Source organism: Stenotrophomonas sp. B1-1 (genome assembly GCF_010894375.1).
Classification (GTDB): Bacteria; Pseudomonadota; Gammaproteobacteria; order Xanthomonadales; family Xanthomonadaceae; genus Stenotrophomonas.
The window spans coordinates 96,949-123,065 of the sequence record NZ_JAAIUZ010000011.1; the positions used below are offsets into that span (position 1 = coordinate 96,949).

Genomic DNA, 26,117 nt, shown 5'->3' on the forward strand with positions numbered 1-26,117 from the left:
GCAGTCGTGTGCGTCCCCGCCTACGGGCGGGGGCGTACCGGGCGGTAGCGCCCGTTATCGCCGACACCGCTGCCGCGGGTGTCTACGTTGGCGCAGAGTTGTTCTTTGCCACACAGCACCACGTCGGCGCGGTTGTAGGCGCGCAGCAGCTGGGCCTCGACCTGGTTGCGCTTGATCTCTGTCGTGTAGCGATCGCCCAGCCACACCGTTCCGGCCAACAAGGTGGTGCCGCTGGCCAAGGCGATGGTCACACTTTTCCACAGCACACCGCGCGAGGTGAGTTGCAGGCGCTTCACTTCTGCCGCCAGCGCGTCGGTGCTGCGGCCAAGATGCTCTGCTGAGGCGGTCAGTTGCTGCTCGTAAGCGTCCACGGGGGCGAGCAGGGCGTGCTTGACGGCGGCGCTGCCCTCGCGGGTCAATCCAGCAATGGCGTTGTCCGCGCTGCGGCGGAATTGCTGTGGCAACGACTGCGTGAGGCCGTTCAGTGCAGCCGAAAGATGTGACTGCTGCTGGGCCATTTCCGTGCAGATGTGCTGATAGCGTTCCATCAGCACGGCGGTCTTGCTGATCAGATCCTCAAGTTCGCGCTCATCCATGGTCCTGTCTCCCCTGCATCAGCGACGCATGGCGGCCGCCTGCGTTTCCTGTTGCAGGCTGTGCTGGCGCGCCTGTTCCTGGGCGTGCTCGCGCGCCGCGTCTTCTGCGTTCACCTGATTGCGCGCCTGCTGGTTCAGCGCCTGGCCGGCCTCACCGGTAGACATCTGCTGGTTGAGGATCTTGAAACGCTCGGGGTCTGCGTTGAGCAGCTGGTCCAGGCGTTGGCCCAAGGGCGATGCCGTCTGGAACTCGGGACGCTCGCGTTGCGGACCGCCGTGGGAGCCGGGCGCATTGCGGCGTTCGGCAGGGTTGAAAGGATGCGCGGCGCGCTTTGCCGCCTCGGCCTGGCGCTCGGCGTAGGCGCCGGGTTCATCCGGGCCACGGAGCGTGTGCACGGCGTCCAGCACCAGGCCGGGTCCGCCACGTCCGATCACCGTCGCGGTCGCGCGCATCTGATGGATGCTTGTGCGATAGGCGTCGACTCTTCGCTGATCCTCAGGATCTGTGATTCGTGCTGACGGGTCATCCAGTACTGATTTGATTTCGACGCCGTCTTCGACCCGATCGACAAAGTGCTTCATCCGGTGCGAATCGGACAGCGCGATGGCAGGCAGCGGAGCTCGGGTTGCGGCGGAGAGTACTCCAGGCAGGCGGGAAGCGAGCGCTGCGCCGCGCAGGGTGGCCAGTTCGCCCGGCAAGGCATACATCTCGACGCTGCCGTAGTGCTTGCCGGCCGCGCTGACGAAGTCGCCGGCCGTGACATGGTTGACGAAGGTCGCCGCATGCGCCGGCTGGCCGCTGGGAATGCGATAGCCCAGGCTGGCCGCGCCATACGGGTTGAATGCCTCGCCGGGAAGATTATGGTGATGGCCGGTGACCTGCGCCATGCCGCCACCGAGCGAGTGGCCAGTGACGGAAAGCTGGGTGCCATCGCGCTCGGCCATGACCTTGGCCTGTCGGGTCAACTCCAATGCGTCCTTGAGCTGCGCATTGAAGCGCGTGGTGACCATGCCGAGGTCGACGATGCCATCCTTCAGCAGCTCGCGGTCGAATTCGGTGCCGCGGTGGGCTACGACGTAGTCGCCTGTACCGACGTTTCTGTAGATGGTTCCCTGATAGCCTCTAGGTGTGTCCATATGTTTTACAGGCACGAATTCCTGAGCGCCAATGTGGATGCGCTCAAACTCTCCCCTTCCGTCCAGCTTGGGTGTTTCGTAGGCTGCATTGGCCAAGCCAGCATGGACTCTTGAGTTCATTTTTCATCCCGCCATGTGGTGATGGAAATGCTGTATGAGAAGAATTGACCGCGGTCCGACACCGGAATGGTTTCTTCGAATCTGGCTTCGGAGAAATCAGTCGCTGGATAGATCTCGCCGTCATCAAGTAGGGGCCTGACTTCCTTTCGGCTATAGCGGGTGGCAGTTCGCTTCTGCGGTGTTGTGCTTATAGGGAAGTAGGTGAACTGCTTGGTGCTTCGTGTCTTGAGGCTCGCGCTCACGTACTGGACGTCCCACGAGCAGATTCCGCGGCCAAAGTAGTCCTTGCTAGCCAGCCCATCGCGAAAGTAGGTTCCGACGTACCTATCGGCAGCGGTTTTCTTCAAGGGTATTTCGACAAGATGCTTTTCGATTCCGTAGCTGACGCCTTCGAAATTTTCGATGGGGGGTAGACAGCCGCTATCGGCGATCTGGTAGCCAACCGCTGCGCCTGACAGGAACATGTCCTCCGGCGCGTCATGCGTAGTAACCACCACCTCATACGCCTCTTTCGGCGAAGGATTTGCTTCATACGGTGGCGGCGTACGTTCCTTGCTCGCGCATGCGCCGAGCAGCATCAGCAGGCTCAATAGCAGCAGGCGCCCAAATGAAACCCGGCGCGTGCCGTCGGGGTGATCTTCGAACTCATCCATGCGACGCTCCATCACCGGGGGGGTGTCTCAACGATACGGCTGCGCAGGTGCACACTTCCGTTCTGCGTGCCGGCTGTGCCTGTTATGTGGCATTGATCTCAGTTCCATCGCAGGAATTCACGGGCTGCTGGACCATGGCCCTGCCGATTGCGTCACCCGCTGCTGCTGGCCTGCCGAAACGCGTAATGCTATGGATGCCACTGGCCCCCGCCGGTCACTCGGTTTCCAACCCACTGGAGAAGGAGTTCCACCCATGACATCCCGACTTGCCCGGTTGCGTCTCACCCTCGGCGCACTTCTGGCGCCCGCAGTGGCGCTGGCGGCCAACACGGAACAGGTCCGCCTGCCGGCCATGCCCGGTTACGCACAGGCCCACCAGGACACCGATCCGCAGGGCAACCGCCTGGTCGAATACGTCCCGCAGGGCCAGACCGTGCAGGACTGGACCGACATGGTCACCGTGAACACCGCCCCCCACGCCGCCAACGCCACCCCGCGCGAGTTCCTGGGCATCATCGAAGCCGGCTGGAAGCTGGCCTGCCCCGATGCGCAGGCCAACTGGGTGGGCGAGGGCGAGGAGGAGGGCCGCCCCTTCGCGGTGCTGATGCTCGGTTGCCCGCGCAACCCCGGCACCGGCAAGCCGGAGTTCACCTGGATCAAGGGCATCCAGGGGCTGCAGGGTTTCCACACCGTGCAGAAGGCATTCCGGTCCGAACCCGAACCGAAGGATGTGGTGACCTGGATGGGCTGGTTGCGCGACGTCGCCCTGTGCGGCAATGGCCAGGCCCCCGCCTGCGCGCCCGAGGCGCGCTGATAGCCAGCGGTACGGGCGTTATCACCATGCGCTCTCAGGAAGGTGCGCGCGCTGCCCTATGGTGACGGTTTCCCGCCTGGAGGGTGTGCAATGAGCGATCCGCAGTGGCAACTGGAAACCCTGGCCGTGCACGGCGGCTACCGACCCGACCCGACCACGCGGGCAGTGGCGGTGCCGATCTACCAGACCGTGGCCTATGCCTTCGATGACACCCAGCACGGCGCGGACCTGTTCGACCTGAAGGTGCCGGGCAACATCTACACGCGCATCATGAACCCGACCACCGATGTGCTGGAGCAGCGTCTGGCCGCGCTGGAAGGCGGCATCGGGGCGCTGGCCCTGGCGTCCGGGCAGGCCGCCATCACCTATGCCATCCAGACCATCGCCGAGGCCGGGGACAACATCGTGGCGGCCAGTGCGCTGTACGGCGGCAGCCTGAACCTGCTGGCGCACACGCTGCCGCAGTACGGCATCCAGGCGCGGTTCGCCGACCCGGCCGATCCGGCCGCGTTCGCTGCACTCATCGATGCGCGCACCAAGGCGGTGTTCGTTGAATCCATCGGCAACCCGCGCGGCAATGTCACCGACATCGCGGCCATTGCCGAGGTGGCACGCGCCGCCGGCGTGCCGCTGATCGTGGACAACACCGTGGCCACACCCTTCCTGTTGCGCCCGTTCGAGCACGGTGCCGACATCGTGGTGCATTCGCTGACCAAGTACCTGGGCGGCCACGGCAACAGCCTGGGCGGGGCGATCATCGATTCGGGGCGTTTCGACTGGGCCGCGCATGCGCAGCGCTTTCCACGGCTGAACCAGCCCGACCCCAGCTACCACGGCGTGGTGTACACCGAAGCGCTCGGGCCGGCCGCCTACATCGGCCGTGCGCGGGTGGTACCGCTGCGCAACACCGGCGCCGCGCTGTCACCGTTCAATGCCTTCCTGATCCTGCAGGGCATTGAAACACTGGCACTGCGCATGGAGCGGATCAACGCCAACGCGCTGGCCGTGGCGAAGTTCCTGAAGGCCCACGCCAAGGTGGCCTGGGTGCGCTATGCCGGCCTGCCTGACGACTCCGAACACGCCGCCGCGCAGCGCTATCTGGGCGGGCACGGTTCCGGCGTCCTGACCTTCGGCCTGCCGGGCGGTCGCGCGGCAGGGGCGCGCTTCCTGGATGCGTTGAAGCTGTTCACCCGGCTGGTGAACCTGGGCGATGCCAAGTCGCTGGCCACCCACCCGGCCTCGACCACCCATCGTCAGCTGGATGCTGCAGAACTGGCCCGGGCCGGCGTGAGCGAGGATACGGTACGGCTGTCGATCGGCATCGAGCACATCGGCGATCTGCAGGCCGATCTGCAGCAGGCGCTGGACAGCGCCTGATAGCCGCACGCTTGGTCGTCATCGCCGAAGGCGATCACCACCGGCCGCGCGATGCGTTACGGTGGAACTGCCTCTCCAAGGCGTGGCAAACATGGCAATGCAGATCCCCGGCGGGTGCGGGCCCGCCGGGGATTTCTTGTTTCTGGGGTCAGATCCGTTTTCCGCAGGAGAACGGATCTGACCCCATGCGCCACCGTGTCGACCAAGGTCGACACCTACCCACGCCCGTTACACCACCGGAATGCTGTTCTGCCCCAGGTTCCGGTACGGCGGGGTGGACATGATCATTTCCGCCAGCGAATAGGCCAGCTCGCGCTCGGCCATCACCGTGCCGTCGGCGCCGTGTTCCAGCAGATGCTTCACTTCGGCATCGCTGTGCGCGCGTGCCAGCAGGGTCAGGTCGGGATTGATGGCGCGCAGCTTGGCCAGCGCTTCACCGGCTTCCAGCGGCTGTGGAATGGCCAGCACCGCGATCTTGGCGCGCTCGGGATGGGCCTCGGCCAGCACCCGGTCGGCGGCCGCACTGCCGCGGATGGCGGCCAGGCCCTTGGCATGGGCCTGCTCGACATGTTCCTTGTTGTCGTCGATCACCAGCACCGGCACGCCGCGGTCGCGCAGCACCTGGGCCAGCTCGCTGCCCACCCGGCCATAGCCGATCACGATGGCGTGGTCATGCAGATCGCGCGAAGGGCCGGTGGCCTCTTCCGGTTCCGGCGCCTGCGGCAGCTGCTCCTGCTTGGCCTGCCAGCGGTCCAGCAGGCCGAACACCAGCGGATTCAGCATGATCGACACCAGCGCACCGGCCAGCACCAGCGACTGGCCTTCCTTGGGCAGGATCTGCAGCGCCACGCCCAAGCCGGCGATGATGAAGGCGAACTCGCCGATCTGCGCCAGGCTGGCCGAGATCGTCAGCGCGGTGCTGGTGGGGTGGCCGAAGGCGCGCACGATGAAGAACGCAGCCGCCGACTTGCCGAACATGATGATCGCCACCGTAGCCAGCACCTGCCAGGGGTGCTGCACGATGATGTTGGGGTCGAACAGCATGCCCACCGAGACGAAGAACAGCACCGCGAAGGCGTCGCGCAGCGGCAGCGAATCGTGCGCCGCCTTGTGGCTGAGCTCCGATTCGTTCAACAGCATGCCGGCGAAGAAGGCGCCCAGCGCGAAGGACACACCGAACAGCATGGCCGAGCCGAACGCCACGCCCAGCGCGATGGCCAGCACCGACAGGGTGAACAGTTCGCGCGAACCGGTGCCGGCAATGCGTTCCAGGATCCACGGAATGACCCGGCGGCCGACCACCAGCATCACCGCCACGAACAGGCCCAGCTGCACGAACGTCCAGCCGATATCGGCCAGCACGCTGCCCAGGGTGTGGGTTTCCTTGGCGGCATCGGGGCCGAACACACCGGCCAGCACCGGCATCATCACCAGTGCCAGCACACAGGCCAGGTCTTCCACGATCAGCCAGCCGACGGCGATCTTGCCGCGCATGGTTTCCAGCAGGCGCCGCTCTTCCATGGCCCGCAGCAGCACCACGGTACTGGCGGTGGCCAGCGAGAAACCGAAGATGACCCCGTGCAGCGCCGGCCAGCCCATCAACCAGGCCACGCCCCAGCCGAGCAGGGTGGCCACGGCGATCTGGCCGATGGCGCCCGGAATGGCGATGGCCTTGACCGCCATCAGGTCCTTCAGGGAAAAGTGCAGGCCGACGCCGAACATCAGCAGCATCACGCCCAGCTCGGCCAGCTGGTTGGCCAGGGCCTGGTCGGCCACGAAGCCGGGGGTGAACGGGCCGACGCAGATGCCAGCGACCAGATAGCCGACCAGAGGCGACAAGCGCAGCTTGTTGGCCAGGGCACCGAAGATGAAGGCGAGCCCCAGGCCAACGGCCACGATGTTGATCAGGTCGGTGTCATGGTGCATCGGCACTCGCAGGTAATCGGGGGATGCCCCGATTTTCACCGATGCGGCCACATACGGCAAACCGAAAATGCGAACGGGGTCAGCACCGCCGGGCGTGGCCCGGCGCTACCGATACCGCTTACCAGTTGTACTTGATGCGGCCGTACACATACGCGCCGTTGAAGCCGAACGGCGAGTAGTTGCTGTAGGGCAGCATGCCGAAGGTCGAGTTCTGCAGGTCTTCGGTGCGGTCCGGGTACTCGTCCAGCAGATTGTCCGCGCCCAGGGTCAGGGTCCAGTTGCTGCTCGGCTTGTAGCTCACCGAAGCGTCCAGCACCCACTTGTCGCCGTAGGTCTGGTCACGCAGGGCGGTGGCGGAGTTGCGCACGGTGAATTCGCCGTAGCGGGTGGCCGCCAGGCCCAGTTCCCAGTGGTCCGAACGCCAGGTGCCGCTGACAATGGTCTTGTCGCGCGGGTAGCTGTCTTCGATGCGGCCGATCTCATCACGGCCGATCAGCGACTGGGTCAGGCCCAGCGTGCTGAACACTGCCGGGGTGCCGCCCACGCGGCGCACTTCGGTGTCGTTGTAGCTGTAGGCGGCGGTCAGCTCCAGGCTGCTGGCGCTGAACGGCACGGTGTAGCTGGACACGAAGTCGACGCCGCGGGTGCGGGTATCCAGGCCGTTGGTGAAGTACGAGAACGCGGTGACCTGCGGCAGCCCCAGACCGGCCAGCAGGTTGCTGGTGGCGGTGTTGGTGGTGATGCTGGAGGACAGCGCGATGCGGTCATCGATGTCGATCTGGTACGCATCCACGGTCACGTACAGGCGGTCCACCGGCTGCAGCACCAGGCCCACGCTGTAGCTGGTGGAGGTTTCAGCCTTCAGCGGCGAAGCGCCCAGTGCCTGTGCGGCGGTGCTGGTGGTCGGGAAGGTGCCGCGTTCGACGAACACGCCGTTGGTGAACTGGCTGGTGACCGCCTGGTAGCCCTGCTGGGCCAGCGACGGTGCGCGGAAGCCGCTGGAGGCGGTGGCGCGCAGTGCGACCTTGTCGGTGAAGGCGTAGCGCGCCGACAGCTTGCCCGAGAAACGATCACCGAAGTCCGAATAGTCTTCATAGCGACCGGTGATGCCGGTCGAGAACTTGTCGGTCAGGTCCGCTTCCAGGCCGGCGTAGACCGCGTAGTTGTGGCGGTCGGCATGCACTTCATTGGTAGGGGTGAAGCCGCCGAAGCCCTGCGCGCCGCTGCCGGTGTAGGAGTTCAGTTCGCCCGGGTTCTGGTCCCACTTCTCCTTGCGGTATTCACCGCCGAAGGACAGGGTGACCGGATAGGCCAGGCCCCAGTCCAGCGACTTGGTGATATCGGCATTGAACACGTCCTGCTGGTACTTCAGCGTGCCGTCGTAGAACGAGCGCGGGCTGGTCGCACCGAGGCTGTAGTTGATGCTGTTGCGGGTGTGGAAATCCAGGGTGTTCTCGCCGTGGTTCAGGCTCAGGTCCCAGGTCCAACCGCTGTCGGTGTTGCCCTTGACCCCGGCCACCACCGAACGGTCCTTGGAATACTGGTTGATCTCCGGCACGAAGCCGTCCGGGTAGACCTGGGCCAGCAACGCGGTCTGGCCGTTGTGGTTGCGCGAGCGGTAGAACGCGAACGAGGTGATGTCGCGGTTGCTGAGGATCGCGTTGGCGTAGCCGGTGATGTGGTCGCTGAAGTCGAAGCTGGCGTTGGCCGACACGGCGGTGGCGTCCACCTTCGGGTCGCCCACCACGAAGGTGGTCTGGCCGATGGACGGGTAGTTGCCGGTGTTCGGGGTGGTGCCGCGGTACGGGCCGGCGCGGTTGCTTTCATCCTGCTGGCTGATCTGGCCGGCCACGTGCACGCGGCCACGGCCGCCGCCGAATTCCAGGCCGGTATCGCCGGAGAGCTGGTACTTGTTGCCGTCACCGGCCGAGTACTGGCCGTAATCGACGGCCAGGCTGCCGCCACTGCCGCTGCCCTTCAGCACGATGTTGATGACGCCGGCGATGGCGTCCGAGCCGTACTGCGCCGAGGCGCCGTCGCGCAGCACTTCCACGCGCTCGATGGCGGCGATCGGGATGGCGTTGATGTCCACCGCCGAGGAACCACGGCCAATGGTGCCGTTCACATTGATCATGGCCGAGGTGTGGCGGCGCTTGCCGTTCACCAGCACCAGCACCTGGTCCGGCGACAGGCCGCGCAGCTGCGCCGGGCGCACGCCGCTGGTGCCGTCGGTCAGGGCCGGGCGGGGGAAGTTCAGCGAGGGCAGGGCGCGCGACAGCGCCGTGGCCAGTTCACCGCTGCCGGTGGACTGCAGGATTTCCGGGGTGATGATGTCGATGGGCGACTGCGATTCGGCCACGGTGCGGTCGGCCACGCGGGTACCGGTGACGATCACCGTGTCCAGGGTGTTGGCGGCGGTGCCGATCTGCTGGGCCAGGGCGGCGAACGAGGAACCACCGAGGGCGACAGCGACGGCGGCGGCGATCAGGCTGGTCTTGCGGGTCATCGGGAGGGGGCTCCGGTTGGCGGGGGCGGGCACCGGAATCGACATCACAGGGTGAGGCGGACGACGGTTGTTGCGGTGCGCAATGCAGGAATTAACGGGATATTCAGTGCCTGTCAAATGGTGGTAACAGGAAAAAATGTTGCCGTGGCAACCATTTAGCTGTGACAGGCAGTGAAGCGGGGGGAGGGGCCGGGGGCTGCGCGGGGCCGACGCGGGAGAGAGTTGGCCTGCCACCGCGCATCCCGGGGCGCGTCAAGTATTCGTTAACGCTAGAATTGCGTCGCAGGAACAGTGCTCACCAGCACATTCCATTCGGTTATATGGACGCCTTCCCCCATGATTTCGCTTCGTAATTTCGCCTTGCGCCGCGGCGAGCGGCTGCTGTTGTCCAACGTCGACCTGACCCTGCACGCCGGTTACCGGGTGGGCGTGGTTGGCCGTAACGGGGCCGGCAAGTCCAGCCTGTTCGCTGCAGTGAAGGGCGAACTGGAAGCCGACAAGGGCGATGTGGACCTGCCCGGCAAGGTGCGCATCGCCAGCGTGGCCCAGGAAACCCCGTCGCTGCCCGACCCGGCACTGAGCTTCGTGCTGGGTGGCGATACCGAAGTGGCCGCGGTGCTGGCGGCCGAGGCCGATGCCACCGCCCGCGAAGACTGGGAAGCGGTGGCCGAAGCGCATACGCGCATGGCTGAGCTGAACGCCTACGACGCCGAAGCGCGTGCCGGCAAGCTGCTGCACGGCCTGGGCTTCCCGGCCGAGACCCACCACCGCGCAGTGTCCTCGTTCTCCGGCGGCTGGCGCGTGCGCCTGAACCTGGCCCGCGCGCTGATGATGCCCAGCGACCTGCTGCTGCTGGACGAACCGACCAACCACCTCGATCTGGACGCGGTGTACTGGCTGGAACAGTGGCTGCTGAAGTACCCGGGCACCCTGCTGCTGATTTCGCACGACCGCGAGTTCCTGGACAACGTGGCCACCCACACCCTGCACCTGCACGGTGGCGGGGCCAAGCTGTACCCCGGTGGCTATACCGACTTCGAGCGCCAGCGCGCCGAACAGCTGCGCCAGCAGCAGATCGCGCACGAGAAGGAACAGGCCGAGCGCGCCCACCTGCAGAGCTTCATCGACCGCTTCAAGGCGCAGGCCAGCAAGGCTGCGCAGGCGCAGAGCCGCATGAAGCGACTGGCCAAGCTGGCCGGTACCGAAGCGGTGCGTGCCGAGCGCGAATTCCGCATCGAATTCGCACCGCCGGCCAAGCTGCCGTTCTCGCTGATCCGCCTGAACCACGTCGAGGCCGGTTATGGCAGCGACGCGGTGATCCTGAACAACGTGGGCTTCGGCCTGGAAGCGGGCCAGCGCATTGGCCTGCTGGGTCCCAACGGCGCCGGTAAGACCACCCTGGTGAAGACCCTGGTGGGCGAACTGAAGCCGATTGCCGGCGAGCGCTCGGCGCACCCGGACCTGCGCATCGGCTACTTCGCCCAGCACACGGTCGAATCGCTGCACGAAGGGCAGTCGCCCATCGAGCATTTCCGCGAGATCGCCCCGGATGCGCCGAACCAGGCCTTCCGCGATTTCCTGGGCAAGTGGAATTTCCCCGGTGACCGCGCATTCGAGCCGGTGGACGGTTTTTCCGGTGGCGAGCGCGCGCGCCTGGCGCTGGCCCTGATCGCCTGGCAGCAGCCGAACGTGCTGCTGCTGGACGAACCGACCAACCACCTGGATCTGGAAATGCGCGAGGCGCTGGCCGAAGCGCTGGCCACCTTCGAGGGCGCCATCGTGATGGTGTCGCATGACCGCCATCTGATCGGCCTGGTCTGCGATACCTACTGGCGCGTGGCCGACGGTGTGGTCGAGCCGTTCGATGGCGACCTGGACGCCTACGCCGCCTGGCTGCGCACCCGTCCGCAGGCGCAGGGCACCAAGGCGCGCATGGAGCAGGTGGAAGAGCCGGTGGTGGTCAAGACCGCACCGGTGGCGCAGGTGGTGCAGAAGAAGCCAGCCAACCCGCACAAGCTGGCCAGCGCCGAAGCCAAGGTGGCCGAGCTGGAAGCCAGCCTGGCCGAGCTGGACCGCCAGCTGGCCGACCCGGCCAACTACGCCGATGCCACCCGCATGGCCGTGCTGGGGCGCGAGCGCGAGACTGCTGCCGCGCAGCTGGAAAAAGCCGAAGCGGCGTGGATGGAATTGCTGGAATCCTGAGGGCATCCGCCGGGCACGGCCCGGCGGCTTTCCCCGATCCGCTGCGCTCGCCGGGCATGGCCCGGCGCTACCGAGGCACCGCGAACGCGGGTAACGCCGGGCCGTGCCCGGCGGCGTCAGCGGTGTTCGCGATCCATCGGCAGCGCCGGGCCGTGCCCGGCGGGATCACCCGCCCTGCGCCTGCAACCATTCGCGGAATCGCTTGGCCGGTTCGCGTTCGCTGCGCGAGCGCAGCCGGGTCAACCAATAGCGGCCCAGCTCCAGCGTGGTGGCGAACGGCTGCAGCAGGCGCCCTTCGGCCAGTTCGGCTTCGAACATGCGCAGCGGCAGCAGGGCCACGCCGGCGCCACCGGCCGCTGCGGCGGCCAGGGTCAGCGAAGAGTCGAACACCGGGCCTCTGGCCTCCACGCCGCTGGTGGCGGCCGCCTGCAGCCAGCGCGGCCATTCGTCGCTGCGGTACGAGCGCAGCAGGGGCACGGTACCGAGGTCACGCGGCTGCTTCAGCCGCCGCGCCAGCGCGGGCGCACACAGCGGCGCGAACGGCGCATCGAGGATCGCCGTGCAGGCCTGCCCCTGCCAGTCGCCCTCACCAAAGCGGATGGCCAGGTCCAGCCCTTCGCCGGCCAGATCGATCCGGTTGTTGTGGGTCTGCAGGCGCAGCTCGATATCCGGGTGCGCCGCCTCGAAGGCCGCCATGCGCGGCAGCAGCCAACCGGTGGCGAACGTGCCCACCACCCCGATCGTCAGCACTTCGCGCGCTGGTCCACCGGTGTAGCGGGCGATGCTGGCCGAGATGCGCTCGAACGCTTCATGCAGCACCGGGAACAATGCGGCGCCCTCGTCGGTGAGTGCCACGCCGCGTGGCAGGCGGTGGAACAGGCGGATGCCCAGCCGGTCTTCCAGCCCGCGGATCTGGTGGCTCAACGCGGCCTGGCTGACGCACAGCTCCAGCGCCGCACGGGTGAAGTTCTGGTGGCGGGCCGCGGCCTCGAAGGCGCGCAGGGCGTTGAGCGGCAGGGTGGGGTGCAGCATCGGGAGGTGTGAGGCAGGCTGATGGGTGCATCCTAGCGTGTTGACCGGTGCGGCCGTCAAAGGAAGGGTTGATTACGTTAGACATGAGTTCTACTCATGCCTGGCCCTGAAAATTCGCGTTGGTCGCGGGGCCGCCACGCTTTCAATAATCCGGGTTCGTTTCCCGGAGCCCGCCCATGCACGCCCGCCGTCGATTCCTGCAGCTCAGTGGTGCCGCCATCGCATCGTCCCTGCTTGCGCCTGCCTTGGCGCGGGCCGCCGTGCCTGCCCCTGCCGGCCCGGCCACGTCCGCCGCCATTGCCGGTGCGGTGGATTTCGCCGCGTTGGAGAAAGCCAGCGGCGGCCGCCTTGGCGTGACCGTGCTGGACACCGGCAGCGGCCGCCGCCTCGGCGGGCACCGCCAGGACGAGCGTTTCCCGATGTGCAGTACGTTCAAATCGATGCTGGTGGCCCACATCCTGAGCCTGGCCGACGCCGGTCGCCTTTCGCTGGACACCCGCGTGCCGATCGCCGAACAGGATCTGTTGTCCTACGCGCCAGTGGCCCGCCGCCACGTCGGCAAGGACCTGAGCGTGCGCGACCTGTGCCGCGGCACGCTGACCACCAGCGACAACACTGCCGCCAACCTGCTGCTGGGGGTGAACGGGGGGCCGGCGGCGCTGACCGCCTTCCTTCGTGCGCAGGGCGACCCGGTCACCCGCAATGATCGCTACGAGCCGGACATGAACCGTTTCGCGAAGGGCGACCCGCGCGACACCACCAGCCCGGCGGCGATGGCGGCCAGTCTGGCCCGGTTCGCGGTGGGTGCTGGCCTTCTGCCACCTTCGCGGCTGCAGTTCGCCGATTGGCTGGTCGACAACCAGACCGGCGATGCCTGCCTGCGCGCGGGCCTGGGCCCGCGCTGGCGGGTGGGTGACAAGACCGGCAGCAACGGCGAGGACACGCGCAACGACATCGCCGTGCTGTGGCCGCGTGCGGGCGGAACGCCGTGGGTCATCACCGCCTATCTGCAGGGGGCCCGCGTGGACGAGGCGCAGCGCGCTGCGGTGCTGGCGCGTGTAGGCGCCCTGGCCGATGCACTGATTGGCTGAAGTGCAAGGGCGCAGTGCGGGGTCGGAGCCGCTTCGGTAGGAAACGGATCCGACCCCTGTGCGTCAGCTGGCGGGTGTGTCGCTGCCTTCCACCGCGGCCAGGAAATCACGGCCCCAGCGATCCACGTCGTAGTACTCCACGATGCCCTGCAACTGGCGCAGGCGCGCGCTGGCCTCTTCTTCGGGCATGGACAGCGCCTGCAGCAGGCCGGCGGCCAGATCGGCCGGGTCGTGCGGATTGGTCAGCACCGCGCCCTTCAACTCGGCCGCCGCGCCGGCGAATTCGCTCAGCACCAGCACGCCGGGCGTGCCTTCAATGCCCTGGGTGGCGACGAATTCCTTGGCCACCAGGTTCAGGCCATCACGCAGCGGGGTGATCCACATCACCTGCGCGGCGGCGTAGTGCGCCACCACCTGTTCGAACGGCAGGGCCTGGGCGAAGAAGCGTACCGGGGTCCAGTCCAGCCGCGAGAAGCGGCCATTGATGCGGCCCACCGCCTGTTCGATCTGGTTCTGCAGCGTGCGGTAGACGGTCATCTCGCGCGCGGCGGGTACGCAGACCATCAGCAGGGTGACCTTGCCGCAGTGCTCTGGGTACTGTTCCAGTACGCGTTCGAAGGCTTCCAGCTTGGCCAGGGTGCCCTTGGTGTAGTCCAGCCGTTCCACCGACAGCACCAGCTTGCGTGCGCCGATCTCGCGGCGCAGCTTGAACAGGTCGTTGCGCACCTCGGCACGCGCCAGCAGGTTGCGGATGCGGCGCACGTCGGTACCGACCGGGTGCGCGCCCAGCGCCACATCGCGGTCGCCCACGCGCAGGCGGGTGGTCATGGTGTCCAGGCCCACCGCGCAGCCGTAGGTCAAGAAGCGCGGCGCGCAGCTTTCCCAGGCCAGGCGCTCGGCCGGCATGGCGCCACGCACCACGTCCACGAAGTTTTCCACCTGGCGCGGAATATGGAAGCCGATGTAATCGCAGCACAGCAGACTGCCGATGATCTCGCGCCGCCACGGCACCACGTTGAACACATCGGCGGAGGGGAAGTAGGTGTGGTGGAAGAAGGCGATCTTCAGATCCGGGCGCAGTTCGCGCAGCGCGGCCGGCACCATCCACAGGTTGTAGTCGTGGATCCACACCGTGGCGCCGTGCGCGGCTTCGTCGGCCACGGCCTCGGCGAAGCGGCGGTTCACCTTCAGGAACACCTGCCAATCGTCTTCGCGGAACCGCGCGCGTTCCCAGAACACGTGCAGCATCGGCCAGAACGCTTCCTTGGAAAACCGCTTGTAGAAGATGTCCACGTCCTGGCGGCTGAGCGGCACGCGGGTGGCGCGCAGGGTCGGGTAGTGCTGCGCGTCCACCTGCACATGGCGCTGGAACGGGCGGTGCTTGGGATCGTCGATGCCCCAGGCCACCCAGCTGCCACGCTGGCCACCTTCAAAGAAGCTCAGCAGCGAGGGGATGATGCCGTTGGGCGAGCGAGGCGGTCGCTGCACCAGCTTGCCGTCCTCGATGGCTTCATCGAAGGGCAGGCGGTGGTAGACCATCACCAGTTCGGCGCCCTGCGCGCGCGCGGCGGTCGGCGCATGCAGGTACGGGTCATCGGCGGCCAGCAGGCCGAAGTGTTCGATGGCTTCCACGATGCCGCCGCAGCCGGGTTCGTGGGCGTGGTAGGTGTTGGCCAGATCAGCGGTGGCCGCGGTCAGCGCCGGCTCCGATTCGCCCACGCAGACGCCGCGGAAACCGGCCTGGTACATGGACAGATCGTTCAAGGTATCGCCGGCCACCAGGATGCGCTCGCGCGGCAGTTCCAGCAGGCGCGCCAGCGCGGCCAGGGTGCGGCCCTTGTCGGTGTCCGGCGGCAGGATGTCCAGGTAGCGGTCGGCCGAATACAGCACGTCACAGCCCAGTTCCGCCGCGGTCTGCTGGATCTGCGCGCGCAACGGGGCCAGCGTGGCCGGATCGCAGAAATAGGAGCAGCGGCGTTCCTGCGGAACATCCTGGCGCTGCAGTGCGGTGAACGGCCGCATCGCTTCGGCCACCACCTGTTCGCCGGGCCAGTGTGCGTCGATCATCGACTGCAGCGGCTGCAACGGCTGCAGGGTGTGGCCGTGCACCACGGTGGCGCCCACGTCGCAGACGATGTAGTCGGGGCGGGGAATGGCCGGGTCGGACAGCAGCGGCATCACCGCTTCCAGGCCGCGCCCGGTAATGAACACCAGGGCGATGCCTGGGTGCTGGTCCACCAGCCGGTACAGGCGGTGGCGCTGGGCGGCGCTGCCGGCCAGGAAGGTGCCATCCAGGTCGGTGGCCAGGATCAGCTGTGGCCCGGTGGCCGTGCTGCTGGAAAGGAGGGGGTTCGGAATCAGGGTCGGGGACTCGACAGTCAATGCACTTCCTTCGTGGGTACGGTGGGAGATTCGGTTTCCGGCATCAGTTCCAGGGCCGCAGGCGTGGTCCGCAGCATGGGCCGGAACGGCGCCGGGTGGGTGCGCAGGCGTGCGTGGCGCAGCAGGCGCAGGGCGGTAAAGGCGGCCAGCGCGGTCAGCACGGCGGTGAAGTACAGCGGCAGGGCTGGCGCGCCGTAGCGCTGCATCAGCGCACCGGCCAGCGCCGGCCCGATGGCCGCGCCGATACCGTGCACCAGCAGCAGGCTGCTGCAGCCGGACAGCAGGTCCGGCGTGGGCAGGTAATCCAGCATGTGCGCCACGGCGAACGGATAGAGCGCGAACGCCAGGCCGCCATAGCAGAACACCAGCACGAACATCAGGTGCACCTGCTGCGACAGCGGCGGCAATGCGGCCAGCGCGGCCACGGCGGCGGCCAGCACGCTCAGGCACAGCAGGCCCAGTCGACGGTCATGGCCATCGCTGATCCGGCCCAGCGGCCATTGCAGCAACGCACCGCCGGCAATTGCCGCCAGCATGAACAGCGGTACCTGCCCATCACGCAGGCCGATCTGTTCGGCATACACCGGCAGCAGGCCCCAGAACGGCCCCATCGCCAGGCCGGACAGCGCGGCGGCGACGGTGGCCACCGGCGCCAGCGCGTACAGACGCTGCAGCGTCTGCCGCGGCACGCTGGGCACCTCCGGCTGCTTCAGGCGGGTGGCGGTAACCGGCAACATGGCCGCGCACACCAGCAGGGCGGTGAGCGAGAACATGGTGGCCGCACCGGTATCGCCGGCCAGCAGCAGCACCTGGCCCAGCGCCAGCGCCGACAGGTTCACCATCATGTAGACCGAAAACACCCGGCTGCGCCGCTGCGGGTCGGGTTCGGCGTTGAGCCAGCTTTCGATCACCGTGTACAGGCCCACCAGTGCCACGCCGGTTACCACGCGCAGCACGATCCAGCCGGCAGCGCTGATCCACAGCGGGTGCAGCAGCACGGCCATGGTGGCCAGCGCAGCGTGGAAGGCAAATGCCCGGCTGTGGCCGATGCGGCGGATCAAGGGCGGGGCGGTGAAGGTGCCGATGAAATAGCCGGCGAAGTAGGCCGACATCACCCAGCCCAGGGTGCCGGCGCTGAAGCCTTCCTGCCCGCCGCGAACGGCCAGCAGGGTGCCCAGCAGCCCGCTGCCGGTCAGCAGCAGCGCCACGCCCAGTAACAGGGCCGTCAGCCGCCACATGGGTGCGGCCTCGATGGAGAAGGTGGAGAAAACACCTGTCCCACCCTAACACACCCGCATTTCAGCCCCGTTCGATTTGCAGCGCGGCGCGGCCGCGCGCATGCTTCGCGCGTTCGTTCCACACGGAAGTCATGATGAGCCATGAACTGATCTACCTGCTGCTGATCTTCGCGCTGCTGGTCATACCGCGCGCGCTGCAGCGCTTCAGCCTGCCGGCACCGCTCACCTGCCTGCTGTTCGGCATCATCGCCATGCTGTGGCTGGGCGAGCGTTCGCATGATGCGGTGATCGGCCTGCTGGCGACGCTGGGGATTTCTTCACTGTTCCTGTTCGCCGGGCTGGAAGTGGATCTGGCCGCGCTGCGGCGTGGGCTGTGGCCGCTGCTGGCGCACCTGGTCATCCGCAGTGCAACGTTGTTCGGTGTGGGCTGGCTGGCGTGGCGTTATGCGGGCCTGCCGTGGCAGGCCGCGGGTCTGCTGGCGCTGGCCCTGCTCACCCCGTCCACCGGTTTCATCATGGATTCGCTGTCACGGCTGGGCTTGAGCGAAGACGAGCGGTTCTGGGTGACCAGCAAGGCCATTGCCGGTGAACTGTTGGCGCTGGCGGCGCTGTTCGTGGTGCTGCAGGCCGGCGATCCGTGGCACATGGCAATGTCCAGCAGCGCATTGCTGGCGATGATGGTCGGCCTGCCGCTGCTGTTCATCGCCCTGGGGCGCTGGGTGGCGCCGCATGCGCCCGGTTCGGAATTTTCATTGCTGGTGATGGTGGGCATGGTGGCGGCCTACATCACCTACCTGCTGGGCGTGTACTACCTGGTGGGCGCGTTCATCGCCGGCCTGGTCGCGCGCCTGCTGCACCAGCGCATGCCGCTGCTGGCTTCGCACGAGAACCTGCACGCGCTGCGCCTGTTCGCCTCGTTCTTCGTGCCGTTCTACTTCTTCAATGCCGGCACCAAGGTGCCCAGCGAAGCGCTGAGCTTCGAGGCGCTGGGGCTGGGCGTGGTGATCACCATGGTGGTGCTGCCGCTGCGCATTGCGGTGGTCTGGCTGCAGCGCCGGGTCATGTTCGGCGAAAGCTTCCGCAGCAGCCTGCGGGTGTCGCTGGCGCTGGCGCCCACCCTGATCTTCACCCTGGTGCTGGCGGCGATCATGCGCGAGCGCTTCCAGATTCCGGCGGTGTTGTTCGGTGCGCTGCTGCTGTACGCCGCGCTGACCACGCTGCTGCCGTCGCTGGTGTTCCGCACACCCTTCGATGTCGATCCGGTGGAGCAGGAACCTGCCGGTGAAGGCGAGGGCGCGCCGGTGGCGGCGACCGAAGTGATCGCGCCGGTGCCTGTGCGCGACTGAGTGCGCGGGCGCGCGCTGCGCTTGCGTTGCGGCAGCGCAGACCGGACACTGCGCGCCCGGCCGCACCGCCCTGACGCGCGCCGGCCTGCACAGGAGCGCCACGCGTGATCGAGGAAGTGAACCACCGCCGCAGCTTGCTGCCCGCCCGTATCCTGTTGGGGTTCTCTGCGGTCGCGCTGTTGATCCTGTTCGCCAGCAGCTGGTCGATGCCGCCGGTGGATGCATCGGGCTTCCGCCAGACCCAGACCGCGCTGTCGATCGACTGGCTGCTGCGCGGTGGGCCCTGGCTGGATTACCTGACGCCGGTGATCGGTGCGCCCTGGTCCATTCCCTTCGAATTTCCGCTGTACCAGTGGCTGGCCGCGCTGTTGTCGGCAGCCACGGGGCTGAGCGCAGACAACAGCGGTCGCATCGTCTCGCTGCTGTTCCACGTGGGCTGCATTTTCATGGTCTACCGCACCGTGCTGGCGTTCCGCCCGGACCGCCTGCTGGCACTGTGCGTGGCCGCCGCCTTCGCCGTTTCACCGTTCGCCCAGTTCTGGGGGCGGGCGGTGCTGATCGAATCGACGGCCGTGTTCTTCGGTCTGGTGTTCGTCTGGGCCATGGCCGGCCTGCGCAGCCGGCCAACGGCGCTGTTGGGCGTGGTGGCGGTGCTGGCGGCGGTGCTGTCGGCGCTGGTGAAGATCACCACGTTCTTCGCGTATGCCGCCTTCGTGGCGCTGGCCTTCCTGTGGCTGGCGGTGCGCGAGCACGGCTGGCGCCCGCAGTGGCTGGCCGCGCACTGGAAGCTGCTGGCCTGGGGCGTGGCGGCCGCGCTGGCCGTTCTGGCCACGCTGCTGCTGTGGCTGCAGCACGCCGATGCATTGAAGGCACAGTCGGCGCTGGGCCAGCAGGTGACCTCCGAAGGCCTGAGTGCGTTCAACTACGGCACTCTGCAGCAGCGGCTTGACCCGGCCACGTGGGGCGCGGTGTTCAAGAAGCGCTTTGGCGCCGCCACCGGCTCGAACTGGGTGTTCGTGCTGGTTGTTGCAGCCGGCCTGGGCATGCGCCGTACGCGCGCGGCGGTGGCGTTGCTGTTGCTGGCCTATCTGGTGCCGTTCCTGGTCTTCACCAACCTGCAGGTGGTGCACCCGTACTACCAGGCCGCGCAGGTGGTGTTCGCCACCTCCATCGTGGGCCTGGTGCTGTGGGCGCTGGTGTTGCGCGCGCAGGCCAGTGGGCGCTATCGCTGGGCAATCGCCTTTGCGGTGTTGCTGTGCCTGCTGTCCACCGGCTTCGGCCTGGCCCATTACCTGAAGAACATGAAGGAAGCGCGCCAGCCCAGCGACATTTCGCAGATCGCCGCACTGATCCAGGCGGGCACGCCGCAGGATGGCGTGGTGCTGGCGCTGGGCCAGGACTGGTCGTCCGAGCTGCCTTACCGTGCCGGCCGGCGCGGGGTGATGGTGCCGGACTGGGCCTCGGATGACGTGCTGCGGTCGCTGGTGGAAACCGACGCGGCGTTGGGTGGCCTGCCCCTGGCCGCGCTGGTGGTCTGCCCCAACCAGCTGGCCAGCACTGCCGAGCGTGCGCACTGGCAGGCGCAGCTGCTGCAGCGCTATTCGGCCGGTGCGCAGAAGCAGGCGGTCGGGCAGTGCGAGGTCTGGTTGCAGCCGGCGCGCTGACCGTGGCGGCCGGCGCCCGCGGTTTGCGCGCGCTGGCCATGGCCGTTAGGGTGGGGTCATGACTGTCCGTTCCGCCTCCATGTCCGCCGCGTTGTTGCTGGCCCTTGCGGCCTGTTCGCAGCAGCAGCCCCCGATCAGCCACGATGTGGCCACGGCGCCTTCCGATGCCTTCATGGCCGCCGTGGCCGCGCACTGCGGCCAGGCGTTCGCCGGCCGGGTGGTGGAAGACACCCCGGCCCCCGCGGGCGACGATCCGTTTGCCGGCAAGCCGCTGGTGATGCACGTGCGCGGTTGCGAAGACCCTGGCCATGAGCTGCGCATCCCGTTCCATGTGGGCGATGACCATTCGCGCACCTGGATCCTGACCCGCACCGAGCATGGGCTGAAACTGAAGCACGACCACCGGCACGCCGATGGCAGCCCCGATGTCATCACCCTGTACGGCGGCGACAGCACGCCACCGGGCACCGCCCAGCGCCAGCAGTTCCCTGCAGATGCCGATTCGGTGGCCATGTTCCGCCGCGCCGACATGCTTGCCTCCACCCACAACGTGTGGGCGATGGAGATCGAGCCGGACCAGCGCTTCGTCTATGAGCTGACCCGCCCCGGCGGGCGGCGTTTCCGCGTCGAATTCGACCTGGGCAAGCCGGTGGCGCTGCCGCCGGCGCCGTGGGGTTCCGAGCAGTCACCGGCCCGGCACTGAACTGTTGGGGTCCGATCCCCTGCCGCAGGCAGGGGCTCTGACCCCATCGGGCAGCCAGCGCAGGGGTCAGAGCCCTGGCCGATGGCCAGGGATCCGACCCCATGCCTCAACGGGTACCAAAGCGTGCCCGGCAACCGTTGCTGACCCACACGCTGCCGCGGGAGTAGCCCCAGCTGCGGCCTTCCTGGCAGGCACTGCCGGACAGCTGCTGCTGCAGGACCGGTCGGCCCTGGCGCTCATCCCAGTTGCAGTTCTGGGTACGGTTGTTGTTGCTGCTGCAGGTAACGGTGTAGTTGCTGTTGCCACCACCCCAGCCGCCGCCATTGCCGCCGCCCCAGCCGCCACGGCTTTCGGCGAATTCACCGCGGCAGCCGCGGTTGACCCAGATGGCGCCCCGGCGCACGCCCCAGGTCTGCCCTTCCACGCAGGCCGAGCCGGAGATCTGCCGTACCAGGGTGGCCCCGCGCCAGTTCACCGGGCAGGTGCGCTCGCGGTTGTCCTGGCTTTCGCAGCGGATGGTGCTGCCGCTGTTGCCGCCGCCCCAGCCGCCGCCGTTGTTGCCGCCCCAGCCGCCACGGCCTTCGACGAATTCGGCGCGGCAGCCGCCGTTGACCCAGATGCTGCCGTTGCGGCTGCCCCAGGTGCGGCCCTCCACGCAGGCCGAGCCGGACAGCTGGCGTACCAGCTGGGCGTCGCGCCAGCCGGTGCTGCAGACCCGTTCACGGTTGTTCTGGCTTTCGCAGCGGACCACGCCGGTCTGCGCGGCGGCGGGGGCGGGGGACAGGGTCAGCCCGGCAAGGGCGCCCAGGGTCAGGGTGGTGGCCAGACTGGCCAGGGACAGCGCTTTCATGGCAAATCCCCATACGGTGTGTGGTGCGCGACTATAAGGACGGGACGGATAAAGCCCGCGTGACCGTCCGCATTTGCCCCAGCCGGGCCCTCGGCCGCAGAATACGAGGCTTTCCGGCCCCCGTCGGGTGCCGGCGTTCTCCAGCGGAGCTTTCCCCCCATGCGTACCCACTTCTGCGGCCTGGTCAACGAGACCCTGATTGGCCAGACTGTCACCCTCGCCGGCTGGACCGACGTGGCCCGTAACCAGGGCGGCGTCTGCTTCATCGATCTTCGTGATCATGAAGGCATCGTGCAGGTGACCGTGGAGGTGGACAACGCCGAAGTGTTCGCCGTGGCCGCCAGCCTGGGCTACGAAGACGTGCTGCAGGTGGAAGGCGTGGTGCGCGCGCGCCACGCGGTGAACGACAAGATCGCCACCGGCAAGGTGGAAGTGATCGCCACCGCCATCACCGTGCTGAACAAGGCCGCCCCGCTGCCGTTCCACGCCCACGAGAACCCGGGCGAAGACACCCGCCTGAAGTACCGCTACCTGGACCTGCGTCGCCCGGAAATGCAGCGCATGCAGCGCACCCGCATCAAGCTGGTGCAGGCCCTGCGCCGCCATCTGGACGAGCGCGGCTTCCAGGACATCGAAACCCCGATCCTGACCAAGGCCACCCCGGAAGGCGCGCGCGACTTCCTGGTGCCGGCGCGCATGCACCCGGGCGAGTTCTACGCGCTGCCGCAGAGCCCGCAGCTGTTCAAGCAGATCCTGATGGTGGCCGGCTTCGACCGCTACTACCAGATCGCGCGCTGCTTCCGCGACGAAGCCCTGCGTGCCGACCGCCAGCTGGAATTCACCCAGCTGGACATGGAATTCGCCTTCGTGCGCGAGCGCGACGTGCAGGATTTCGTTGAAGACATGATCCGCGCCATTTTCAAGGAAGTGGTGGACGTGCCGCTGGCGGCCAGCTTCCCGCGCATGACCTGGGCCGAGGCAATGCGCCGCTACGGCTCGGACAAGCCGGACCTGCGCATCGCGCTGGAACTGGTGGACGTGGCCGAGCTGGTCAAGGACAGCGAGTTCGCCGTGTTCACCGGCCCGGCCAACGATGCTGACGGCCGCGTTGCCGCGCTGCGCATTCCGGGCGGTGCCACCCTGTCGCGCAAGCAGATCGACGAATACGCCGCGCATGCCGCCAAGTACGGCGCCAAGGGCCTGGCCTACATCAAGATCGCCGACAACGGCGAAGTCAGCTCGCCCATCCAGAAGTTCTTCAGCGAAGAGCGTTTCGCCGCGCTGGTGGCCCACGTCGGCGCCGGCAACGGCGACATCGTGTTCTTCGGTGCCGGTGGCTACAACAAGGTGTCCGATTTCATGGGCGCGCTGCGCCTGAAGGCCGGCAAGGACTTCGGCCTGGTCGCCGACGGTTGGGCGCCGCTGTGGGTCACCGACTTCCCGATGTTCGAATGGGACGAGGAAGAACAGCGCTACGTCGCCCTGCATCACCCCTTCACCGCGCCGGCCGTGGACGATATCGCCGACCTGCGCGCCAACGCCCGTACCGCGGTTTCGCGCGGCTACGACATGGTGCTCAACGGCAATGAAATCGGCGGCGGTTCGATCCGTATCCACCGCCCGGACATGCAGAGCGCGGTCTTCGAGCTGCTGGGCATCGGCGCCGAAGAGGCCCGTGCCAAGTTCGGCTTCCTGCTGGATGCGCTGAACTACGGCGCGCCGCCGCACGGCGGCATCGCCTTCGGCATCGACCGCATTGCCGCGCTGATGGCCGGTACCGAATCCATCCGCGACGTCATTCCGTTCCCGAAGACCACCGGTGCGCAGGATCTGATGACCGATGCGCCGTCGCCGATCGTCGACGTGCAGCTGGCCGAAGTGCATATCCAGGTTCGCCCCAAGACCAACTGATCAGGAGATCCACGCAATGACCGAGTTCGCGTTTTCGCTGGAGTGGGAAAAGCTGGGCAATGAAGGCTCCGAGGCCACTCTGGTCACCGAGCGTGCACGTGTATTCGGTGGTTGGCTGGTCCGCGTCGGTACCAACCCGGCGGCGATGGCGCTGACCTTCGTCGCCGACGGCGAAGGTCGTTGGGACGGTGAAGACTTCGGCGTCGAGGATTACGAAGACGACGAAGAGGAAGAGTTCGACGAGGACGAGGAAGAAGAGGGCGAGGACGAGGACGAAGAGGAATACGAGGAAGAGGACGAGGAAGAAGAGGACGAAACCGAGTCGTCGGAACGGGCTTGACCCCGACCGTCGCCCTGGCGTCCACTCGACCCATGTATTCGATCCGCCGCGCCACCGTGGACGACGCGCCGACCCTGTCGGCGCTGGCCGCGCGCACGTTCACTGAAACCTTCGGCCATCTGTACCCGCCGCAGGACCTGCAGGCCTTCCTGGAGGAGGCCTACACGGTCGAGCGCCAGCGCATCATCCTGGCCCACCCCGACTATGCGGTGTGGCTGCTGGAACGGGGCGGGGAGGCCGTCGGCCATGCCGCCGCCGGCCCCTGTGGCCTGCCGCACCCGGACGTGAAGCCCGGCGATGGCGAGCTCAAGCGCCTGTACCTGGTGAAGACCGAGCAGAGCTGTGGCTGGGGCAGCCGCCTGCTGGAAACCGCGCTGGCCTGGCTGGAGCGCGACGGCCCGCGCACGCTGTGGCTGGGCGTGTGGTCGGAAAACTTCGGCGCACAGCGCTTCTATGCCCGCTATGGCTTCCAGAAGGCCGGTGAGTACCTGTTCCCGGTCGGCCAGATCAACGATCTCGAATTCATCCTGCGCCGCGAACCGCGCCCGGCCTGAGCGCGTTCACTGGCGCTTGCCCCGCGATTTCGTTCAATCACTGCAGATCCCGCCCCGCCCAACGCCAGGCTGTCACGCATGAATCCCCCTGTTTTGCTGCTGCATGGCATCTGGAATGCCCGCGCCTGGGTCGGGCCGTTGGCCTGGCGCCTGCGCGCGCGTGGGTTCCAGGTGCACACCTTCGGTTACGCCTCGATCTTCGGCGGGCCGGACGTGGCCGTGCCGCAGTTGCTGGAACGCCTGGCCGGCACCGGCCCGCTGTCGCTGGTCGGCCACAGCCTGGGCGGGCTGGTGGCGCTGGAAGCCCTGCGCCGGCAGCCGCAGTTGCCGGTGCAGCGCGTGGTCTGCCTGGGCTCGCCGCTGCGCGGCAGTGGCACCGCGCGCTCGCTGTCCGAACACGGCTGGGGCCTGGCCCTGGGCCGCAGCAGCGAACTGCTGCTCGATGGCCTGCCGGACTGGCAGGGCAGGGCGAAGGTCGGGCTGATTGCCGGGTCGGTGCCACATGGCCTGGGCAGTCTGCTGGGGGCAATGGGCGAAGCCTCCGACGGTACGGTGGCGCTGGACGAGACCCGCCTGCCGGGCCTGGCCGACCACTGCGTGGTGCGCACCAGCCACAGCGGCCTGGTGGTATCGCCCGATGCCGCGCGGCAGACCGCGCATTTCCTGCAGCACGGCCAGTTCGACCACAGCCGCGACGCCGCCGCCGCATAGGCAGGTGCGAACCGACCTGCCCTGGTGGGTGCGAACCGACCTGCCCTGGTGGGTGCGAACCTTGGTTCGCACGCTCTTCCCCAGCCACACCCGGCACCCTCCATCCACCCTAGACACGGTTGCCGCCCCCGATCAGGTAGAATCCGCGCCTTGATCCTGAAGCAGCCAGACGGTAGCACCCATGGGTAGAGGCCCCTCCATCGAAGCCCGCAAGAACGCGTCCGACGCGAAGCGTGGCAAGATTTTCACCAAGATCATCCGCGAGATCGGCGTGGCCGCGCGCGGCGGTGGAGGCGACCCCAACAACAACCCGCGCCTGCGCGTGGCCATGGACAAGGGTCTGGGCGTGAACATGTCCAAGGACGTGATCGAACGCGCCATCAAGAAGGCCACCGGTGAACTGGAAGGCGTCGATTACGAGGAAATCCGCTACGAGGGCTACGCCCCCGGTGGCGTGGCCGTGATCGTCGACTGCCTGACCGACAACCGCGTGCGTACCGTGGCCGATGTCCGCCACGCGTTCAGCAAGTGCGGCGGCAACATGGGCACCGAAGGCTCGGTCGCCTTCATGTTCAAGCGCCTGGGCGTGCTCAGCTTCGCCCCGGGCGCCGACGAAGAGGCGATCACCGAGGCGGCCATCGAGGCCGGCGCCGACGACATCGTGGTCTACCCGGACGACGGCTCGATCGACGTGGTCACCAGCCCTGACGCGTTCAACGCGGTCAAGGACGCGATGGCGGCCGCCGGGCACGTGCCCGGGCACGCGGAAATCACCTTCCGCGCCGACAACGACATCAAGGTCGAAGGCGATGTGGCCCTGCAGGTGAAGAAGCTGCTGGACATGCTGGAAGACCTGGACGACGTGCAGGACGTGTATTCCAACGCCGAACTCGGCGCCGACGCCTACGCCTGAGCCGTCTTCGACGGTCTGGGCGCGGGCCGTTGAACGGTCACCGCGGACAGT

General features: G+C 67.5%; 21 protein-coding genes. 12 read left to right on the forward strand and 9 right to left on the reverse strand.

What is annotated here, in order from left to right; translation table 11 throughout:
- Window positions 1-20: 20 nt before the first annotated feature.
- Genes G4G00_RS08445 through G4G00_RS08455 form a run of 3 tightly spaced genes read right to left on the reverse strand, consistent with a single transcriptional unit; the run spans window position 21 to window position 2,506 of the window.
- Window positions 21-596 (reverse strand): hypothetical protein, encoded by a 576-nt coding sequence (locus tag G4G00_RS08445; RefSeq protein WP_164272597.1) that lies wholly within the window; start codon window positions 594-596, stop codon window positions 21-23.
- Between the two features lie 18 nt (window positions 597-614).
- Complete coding sequence (locus G4G00_RS08450; RefSeq protein WP_164272599.1) at window positions 615-1,829, reverse strand: hemolysin; 1,215 nt, start codon at window positions 1,827-1,829, stop codon at window positions 615-617.
- A gap of 20 nt (window positions 1,830-1,849) precedes the next feature.
- Window positions 1,850-2,506 carry a hypothetical protein gene (locus G4G00_RS08455; RefSeq protein WP_164272601.1) on the reverse strand — a complete coding sequence of 219 codons (657 nt, stop codon included), beginning with the start codon at window positions 2,504-2,506 and terminating at the stop codon, window positions 1,850-1,852.
- A 253-nt stretch (window positions 2,507-2,759) separates the two neighbouring features.
- Here G4G00_RS08455 and G4G00_RS08460 point away from each other — a divergent pair, with 253 nt between their 5' ends.
- Together G4G00_RS08460 and G4G00_RS08465 are read left to right on the forward strand one after the other, a co-directional pair.
- Window positions 2,760-3,320 (forward strand): hypothetical protein, encoded by a 561-nt coding sequence (locus G4G00_RS08460; protein WP_240336099.1) that lies wholly within the window; start codon window positions 2,760-2,762, stop codon window positions 3,318-3,320.
- Window positions 3,321-3,410: 90 nt separating this feature from the next.
- On the forward strand, window positions 3,411-4,697 hold the full coding sequence (locus G4G00_RS08465; RefSeq protein ID WP_164272604.1) for an aminotransferase class I/II-fold pyridoxal phosphate-dependent enzyme: 1,287 nt from the start codon (window positions 3,411-3,413) through the stop codon (window positions 4,695-4,697).
- 228 nt (window positions 4,698-4,925) lie between these two features.
- Here G4G00_RS08465 and ybaL read toward each other — a convergent pair whose 3' ends face one another.
- Both ybaL and G4G00_RS08475 read right to left on the reverse strand, forming a co-directional pair.
- Complete coding sequence (gene ybaL, locus G4G00_RS08470; RefSeq protein ID WP_108753937.1) at window positions 4,926-6,623, reverse strand: YbaL family putative K(+) efflux transporter; 1,698 nt, start codon at window positions 6,621-6,623, stop codon at window positions 4,926-4,928.
- Between the two features lie 118 nt (window positions 6,624-6,741).
- On the reverse strand, window positions 6,742-9,129 hold the full coding sequence (locus G4G00_RS08475) for a TonB-dependent receptor (protein ID WP_164272607.1): 2,388 nt from the start codon (window positions 9,127-9,129) through the stop codon (window positions 6,742-6,744).
- A gap of 336 nt (window positions 9,130-9,465) precedes the next feature.
- Between G4G00_RS08475 and G4G00_RS08480 the strand changes: the two genes are divergently transcribed.
- Window positions 9,466-11,331, forward strand: coding sequence for an ABC-F family ATP-binding cassette domain-containing protein (locus tag G4G00_RS08480; RefSeq protein WP_108753935.1), 1,866 nt, complete (start codon window positions 9,466-9,468; stop codon window positions 11,329-11,331).
- Window positions 11,332-11,496: 165 nt separating this feature from the next.
- Here the strand turns inward: G4G00_RS08480 and ampR are convergent, their stop codons facing one another.
- Entirely contained in the window at window positions 11,497-12,363 is an 867-nt protein-coding gene (gene ampR / locus G4G00_RS08485; RefSeq protein ID WP_108753934.1) for a LysR family transcriptional regulator AmpR, read from the reverse strand.
- 176 nt (window positions 12,364-12,539) lie between these two features.
- Here ampR and blaL2 point away from each other — a divergent pair, with 176 nt between their 5' ends.
- A complete protein-coding gene (gene blaL2, locus G4G00_RS08490) occupies window positions 12,540-13,454 on the forward strand; it encodes a L2 family extended-spectrum class A beta-lactamase (protein WP_164272610.1) in 915 nt (304 codons plus the stop codon).
- A gap of 63 nt (window positions 13,455-13,517) precedes the next feature.
- On the opposite strand, the gene ggpS is transcribed toward blaL2, so the two are convergent.
- Both ggpS and G4G00_RS08500 read right to left on the reverse strand, forming a co-directional pair.
- Complete coding sequence (gene ggpS / locus G4G00_RS08495) at window positions 13,518-15,767, reverse strand: glucosylglycerol-phosphate synthase (RefSeq protein WP_164272938.1); 2,250 nt, start codon at window positions 15,765-15,767, stop codon at window positions 13,518-13,520.
- Window positions 15,768-15,832: 65 nt separating this feature from the next.
- Window positions 15,833-17,074 carry an MFS transporter gene (locus G4G00_RS08500; RefSeq protein WP_164272613.1) on the reverse strand — a complete coding sequence of 414 codons (1,242 nt, stop codon included), beginning with the start codon at window positions 17,072-17,074 and terminating at the stop codon, window positions 15,833-15,835.
- Window positions 17,075-17,208: 134 nt separating this feature from the next.
- Between G4G00_RS08500 and G4G00_RS08505 the strand changes: the two genes are divergently transcribed.
- The 3 genes from G4G00_RS08505 to G4G00_RS08515 all read left to right on the forward strand — a co-directional run bounded on the left by G4G00_RS08505 (window position 17,209) and on the right by G4G00_RS08515 (window position 20,787).
- A complete protein-coding gene (locus G4G00_RS08505) occupies window positions 17,209-18,420 on the forward strand; it encodes a cation:proton antiporter (RefSeq protein WP_108753931.1) in 1,212 nt (403 codons plus the stop codon).
- 104 nt (window positions 18,421-18,524) lie between these two features.
- Window positions 18,525-20,084: a glycosyltransferase family 39 protein gene (locus tag G4G00_RS08510; RefSeq protein ID WP_164272617.1), complete on the forward strand. Its 1,560-nt coding sequence runs from the start codon at window positions 18,525-18,527 to the stop codon at window positions 20,082-20,084.
- Window positions 20,085-20,142: 58 nt separating this feature from the next.
- Complete coding sequence (locus G4G00_RS08515) at window positions 20,143-20,787, forward strand: hypothetical protein (RefSeq protein ID WP_164272620.1); 645 nt, start codon at window positions 20,143-20,145, stop codon at window positions 20,785-20,787.
- A 106-nt stretch (window positions 20,788-20,893) separates the two neighbouring features.
- On the opposite strand, the gene G4G00_RS08520 is transcribed toward G4G00_RS08515, so the two are convergent.
- Window positions 20,894-21,637 (reverse strand): DUF3011 domain-containing protein, encoded by a 744-nt coding sequence (locus G4G00_RS08520; RefSeq protein ID WP_164272623.1) that lies wholly within the window; start codon window positions 21,635-21,637, stop codon window positions 20,894-20,896.
- 159 nt (window positions 21,638-21,796) lie between these two features.
- On the opposite strand from G4G00_RS08520, the gene aspS reads away from it, so the two are divergent.
- From aspS to G4G00_RS08545, 5 genes are all read left to right on the forward strand, one after another.
- Window positions 21,797-23,548 carry an aspartate--tRNA ligase gene (gene aspS / locus G4G00_RS08525; protein ID WP_164272625.1) on the forward strand — a complete coding sequence of 584 codons (1,752 nt, stop codon included), beginning with the start codon at window positions 21,797-21,799 and terminating at the stop codon, window positions 23,546-23,548.
- A gap of 16 nt (window positions 23,549-23,564) precedes the next feature.
- The gene (locus G4G00_RS21815; RefSeq protein WP_108750857.1) at window positions 23,565-23,888 is read left to right on the forward strand and encodes a DNA primase; all 324 of its coding nucleotides are present in this window, start codon (window positions 23,565-23,567) and stop codon (window positions 23,886-23,888) included.
- 32 nt (window positions 23,889-23,920) lie between these two features.
- Window positions 23,921-24,442 carry a GNAT family N-acetyltransferase gene (locus G4G00_RS08535; RefSeq protein WP_108753925.1) on the forward strand — a complete coding sequence of 174 codons (522 nt, stop codon included), beginning with the start codon at window positions 23,921-23,923 and terminating at the stop codon, window positions 24,440-24,442.
- A gap of 78 nt (window positions 24,443-24,520) precedes the next feature.
- Complete coding sequence (locus tag G4G00_RS08540; RefSeq protein ID WP_108753924.1) at window positions 24,521-25,153, forward strand: cobalamin adenosyltransferase; 633 nt, start codon at window positions 24,521-24,523, stop codon at window positions 25,151-25,153.
- 181 nt (window positions 25,154-25,334) lie between these two features.
- Complete coding sequence (locus tag G4G00_RS08545; RefSeq protein WP_108753923.1) at window positions 25,335-26,066, forward strand: YebC/PmpR family DNA-binding transcriptional regulator; 732 nt, start codon at window positions 25,335-25,337, stop codon at window positions 26,064-26,066.
- Window positions 26,067-26,117: the final 51 nt, after the last annotated feature.

Coding starts and splice junctions, on each gene's coding strand:
- G4G00_RS08445 (WP_164272597.1), bottom strand. CDS start 596: ATGGATGAGCGCGAACTTGAGGATCTGATCAGCAAGACCGCCGTGCTG.
- G4G00_RS08455 (WP_164272601.1), bottom strand. CDS start 2,506: ATGGATGAGTTCGAAGATCACCCCGACGGCACGCGCCGGGTTTCATTT.
- G4G00_RS08460 (WP_240336099.1), top strand. CDS start 2,760: ATGACATCCCGACTTGCCCGGTTGCGTCTCACCCTCGGCGCACTTCTG.
- G4G00_RS08465 (WP_164272604.1), top strand. CDS start 3,411: ATGAGCGATCCGCAGTGGCAACTGGAAACCCTGGCCGTGCACGGCGGC.
- ybaL (WP_108753937.1), bottom strand. CDS start 6,623: ATGCACCATGACACCGACCTGATCAACATCGTGGCCGTTGGCCTGGGG.
- G4G00_RS08475 (WP_164272607.1), bottom strand. CDS start 9,129: ATGACCCGCAAGACCAGCCTGATCGCCGCCGCCGTCGCTGTCGCCCTC.
- G4G00_RS08480 (WP_108753935.1), top strand. CDS start 9,466: ATGATTTCGCTTCGTAATTTCGCCTTGCGCCGCGGCGAGCGGCTGCTG.
- ampR (WP_108753934.1), bottom strand. CDS start 12,363: ATGCTGCACCCCACCCTGCCGCTCAACGCCCTGCGCGCCTTCGAGGCC.
- blaL2 (WP_164272610.1), top strand. CDS start 12,540: ATGCACGCCCGCCGTCGATTCCTGCAGCTCAGTGGTGCCGCCATCGCA.
- G4G00_RS08500 (WP_164272613.1), bottom strand. CDS start 17,074: ATGTGGCGGCTGACGGCCCTGTTACTGGGCGTGGCGCTGCTGCTGACC.
- G4G00_RS08505 (WP_108753931.1), top strand. CDS start 17,209: ATGAGCCATGAACTGATCTACCTGCTGCTGATCTTCGCGCTGCTGGTC.
- G4G00_RS08515 (WP_164272620.1), top strand. CDS start 20,143: ATGACTGTCCGTTCCGCCTCCATGTCCGCCGCGTTGTTGCTGGCCCTT.
- G4G00_RS08520 (WP_164272623.1), bottom strand. CDS start 21,637: ATGAAAGCGCTGTCCCTGGCCAGTCTGGCCACCACCCTGACCCTGGGC.
- aspS (WP_164272625.1), top strand. CDS start 21,797: ATGCGTACCCACTTCTGCGGCCTGGTCAACGAGACCCTGATTGGCCAG.
- G4G00_RS21815 (WP_108750857.1), top strand. CDS start 23,565: ATGACCGAGTTCGCGTTTTCGCTGGAGTGGGAAAAGCTGGGCAATGAA.
- G4G00_RS08535 (WP_108753925.1), top strand. CDS start 23,921: ATGTATTCGATCCGCCGCGCCACCGTGGACGACGCGCCGACCCTGTCG.
- G4G00_RS08540 (WP_108753924.1), top strand. CDS start 24,521: ATGAATCCCCCTGTTTTGCTGCTGCATGGCATCTGGAATGCCCGCGCC.
- G4G00_RS08545 (WP_108753923.1), top strand. CDS start 25,335: ATGGGTAGAGGCCCCTCCATCGAAGCCCGCAAGAACGCGTCCGACGCG.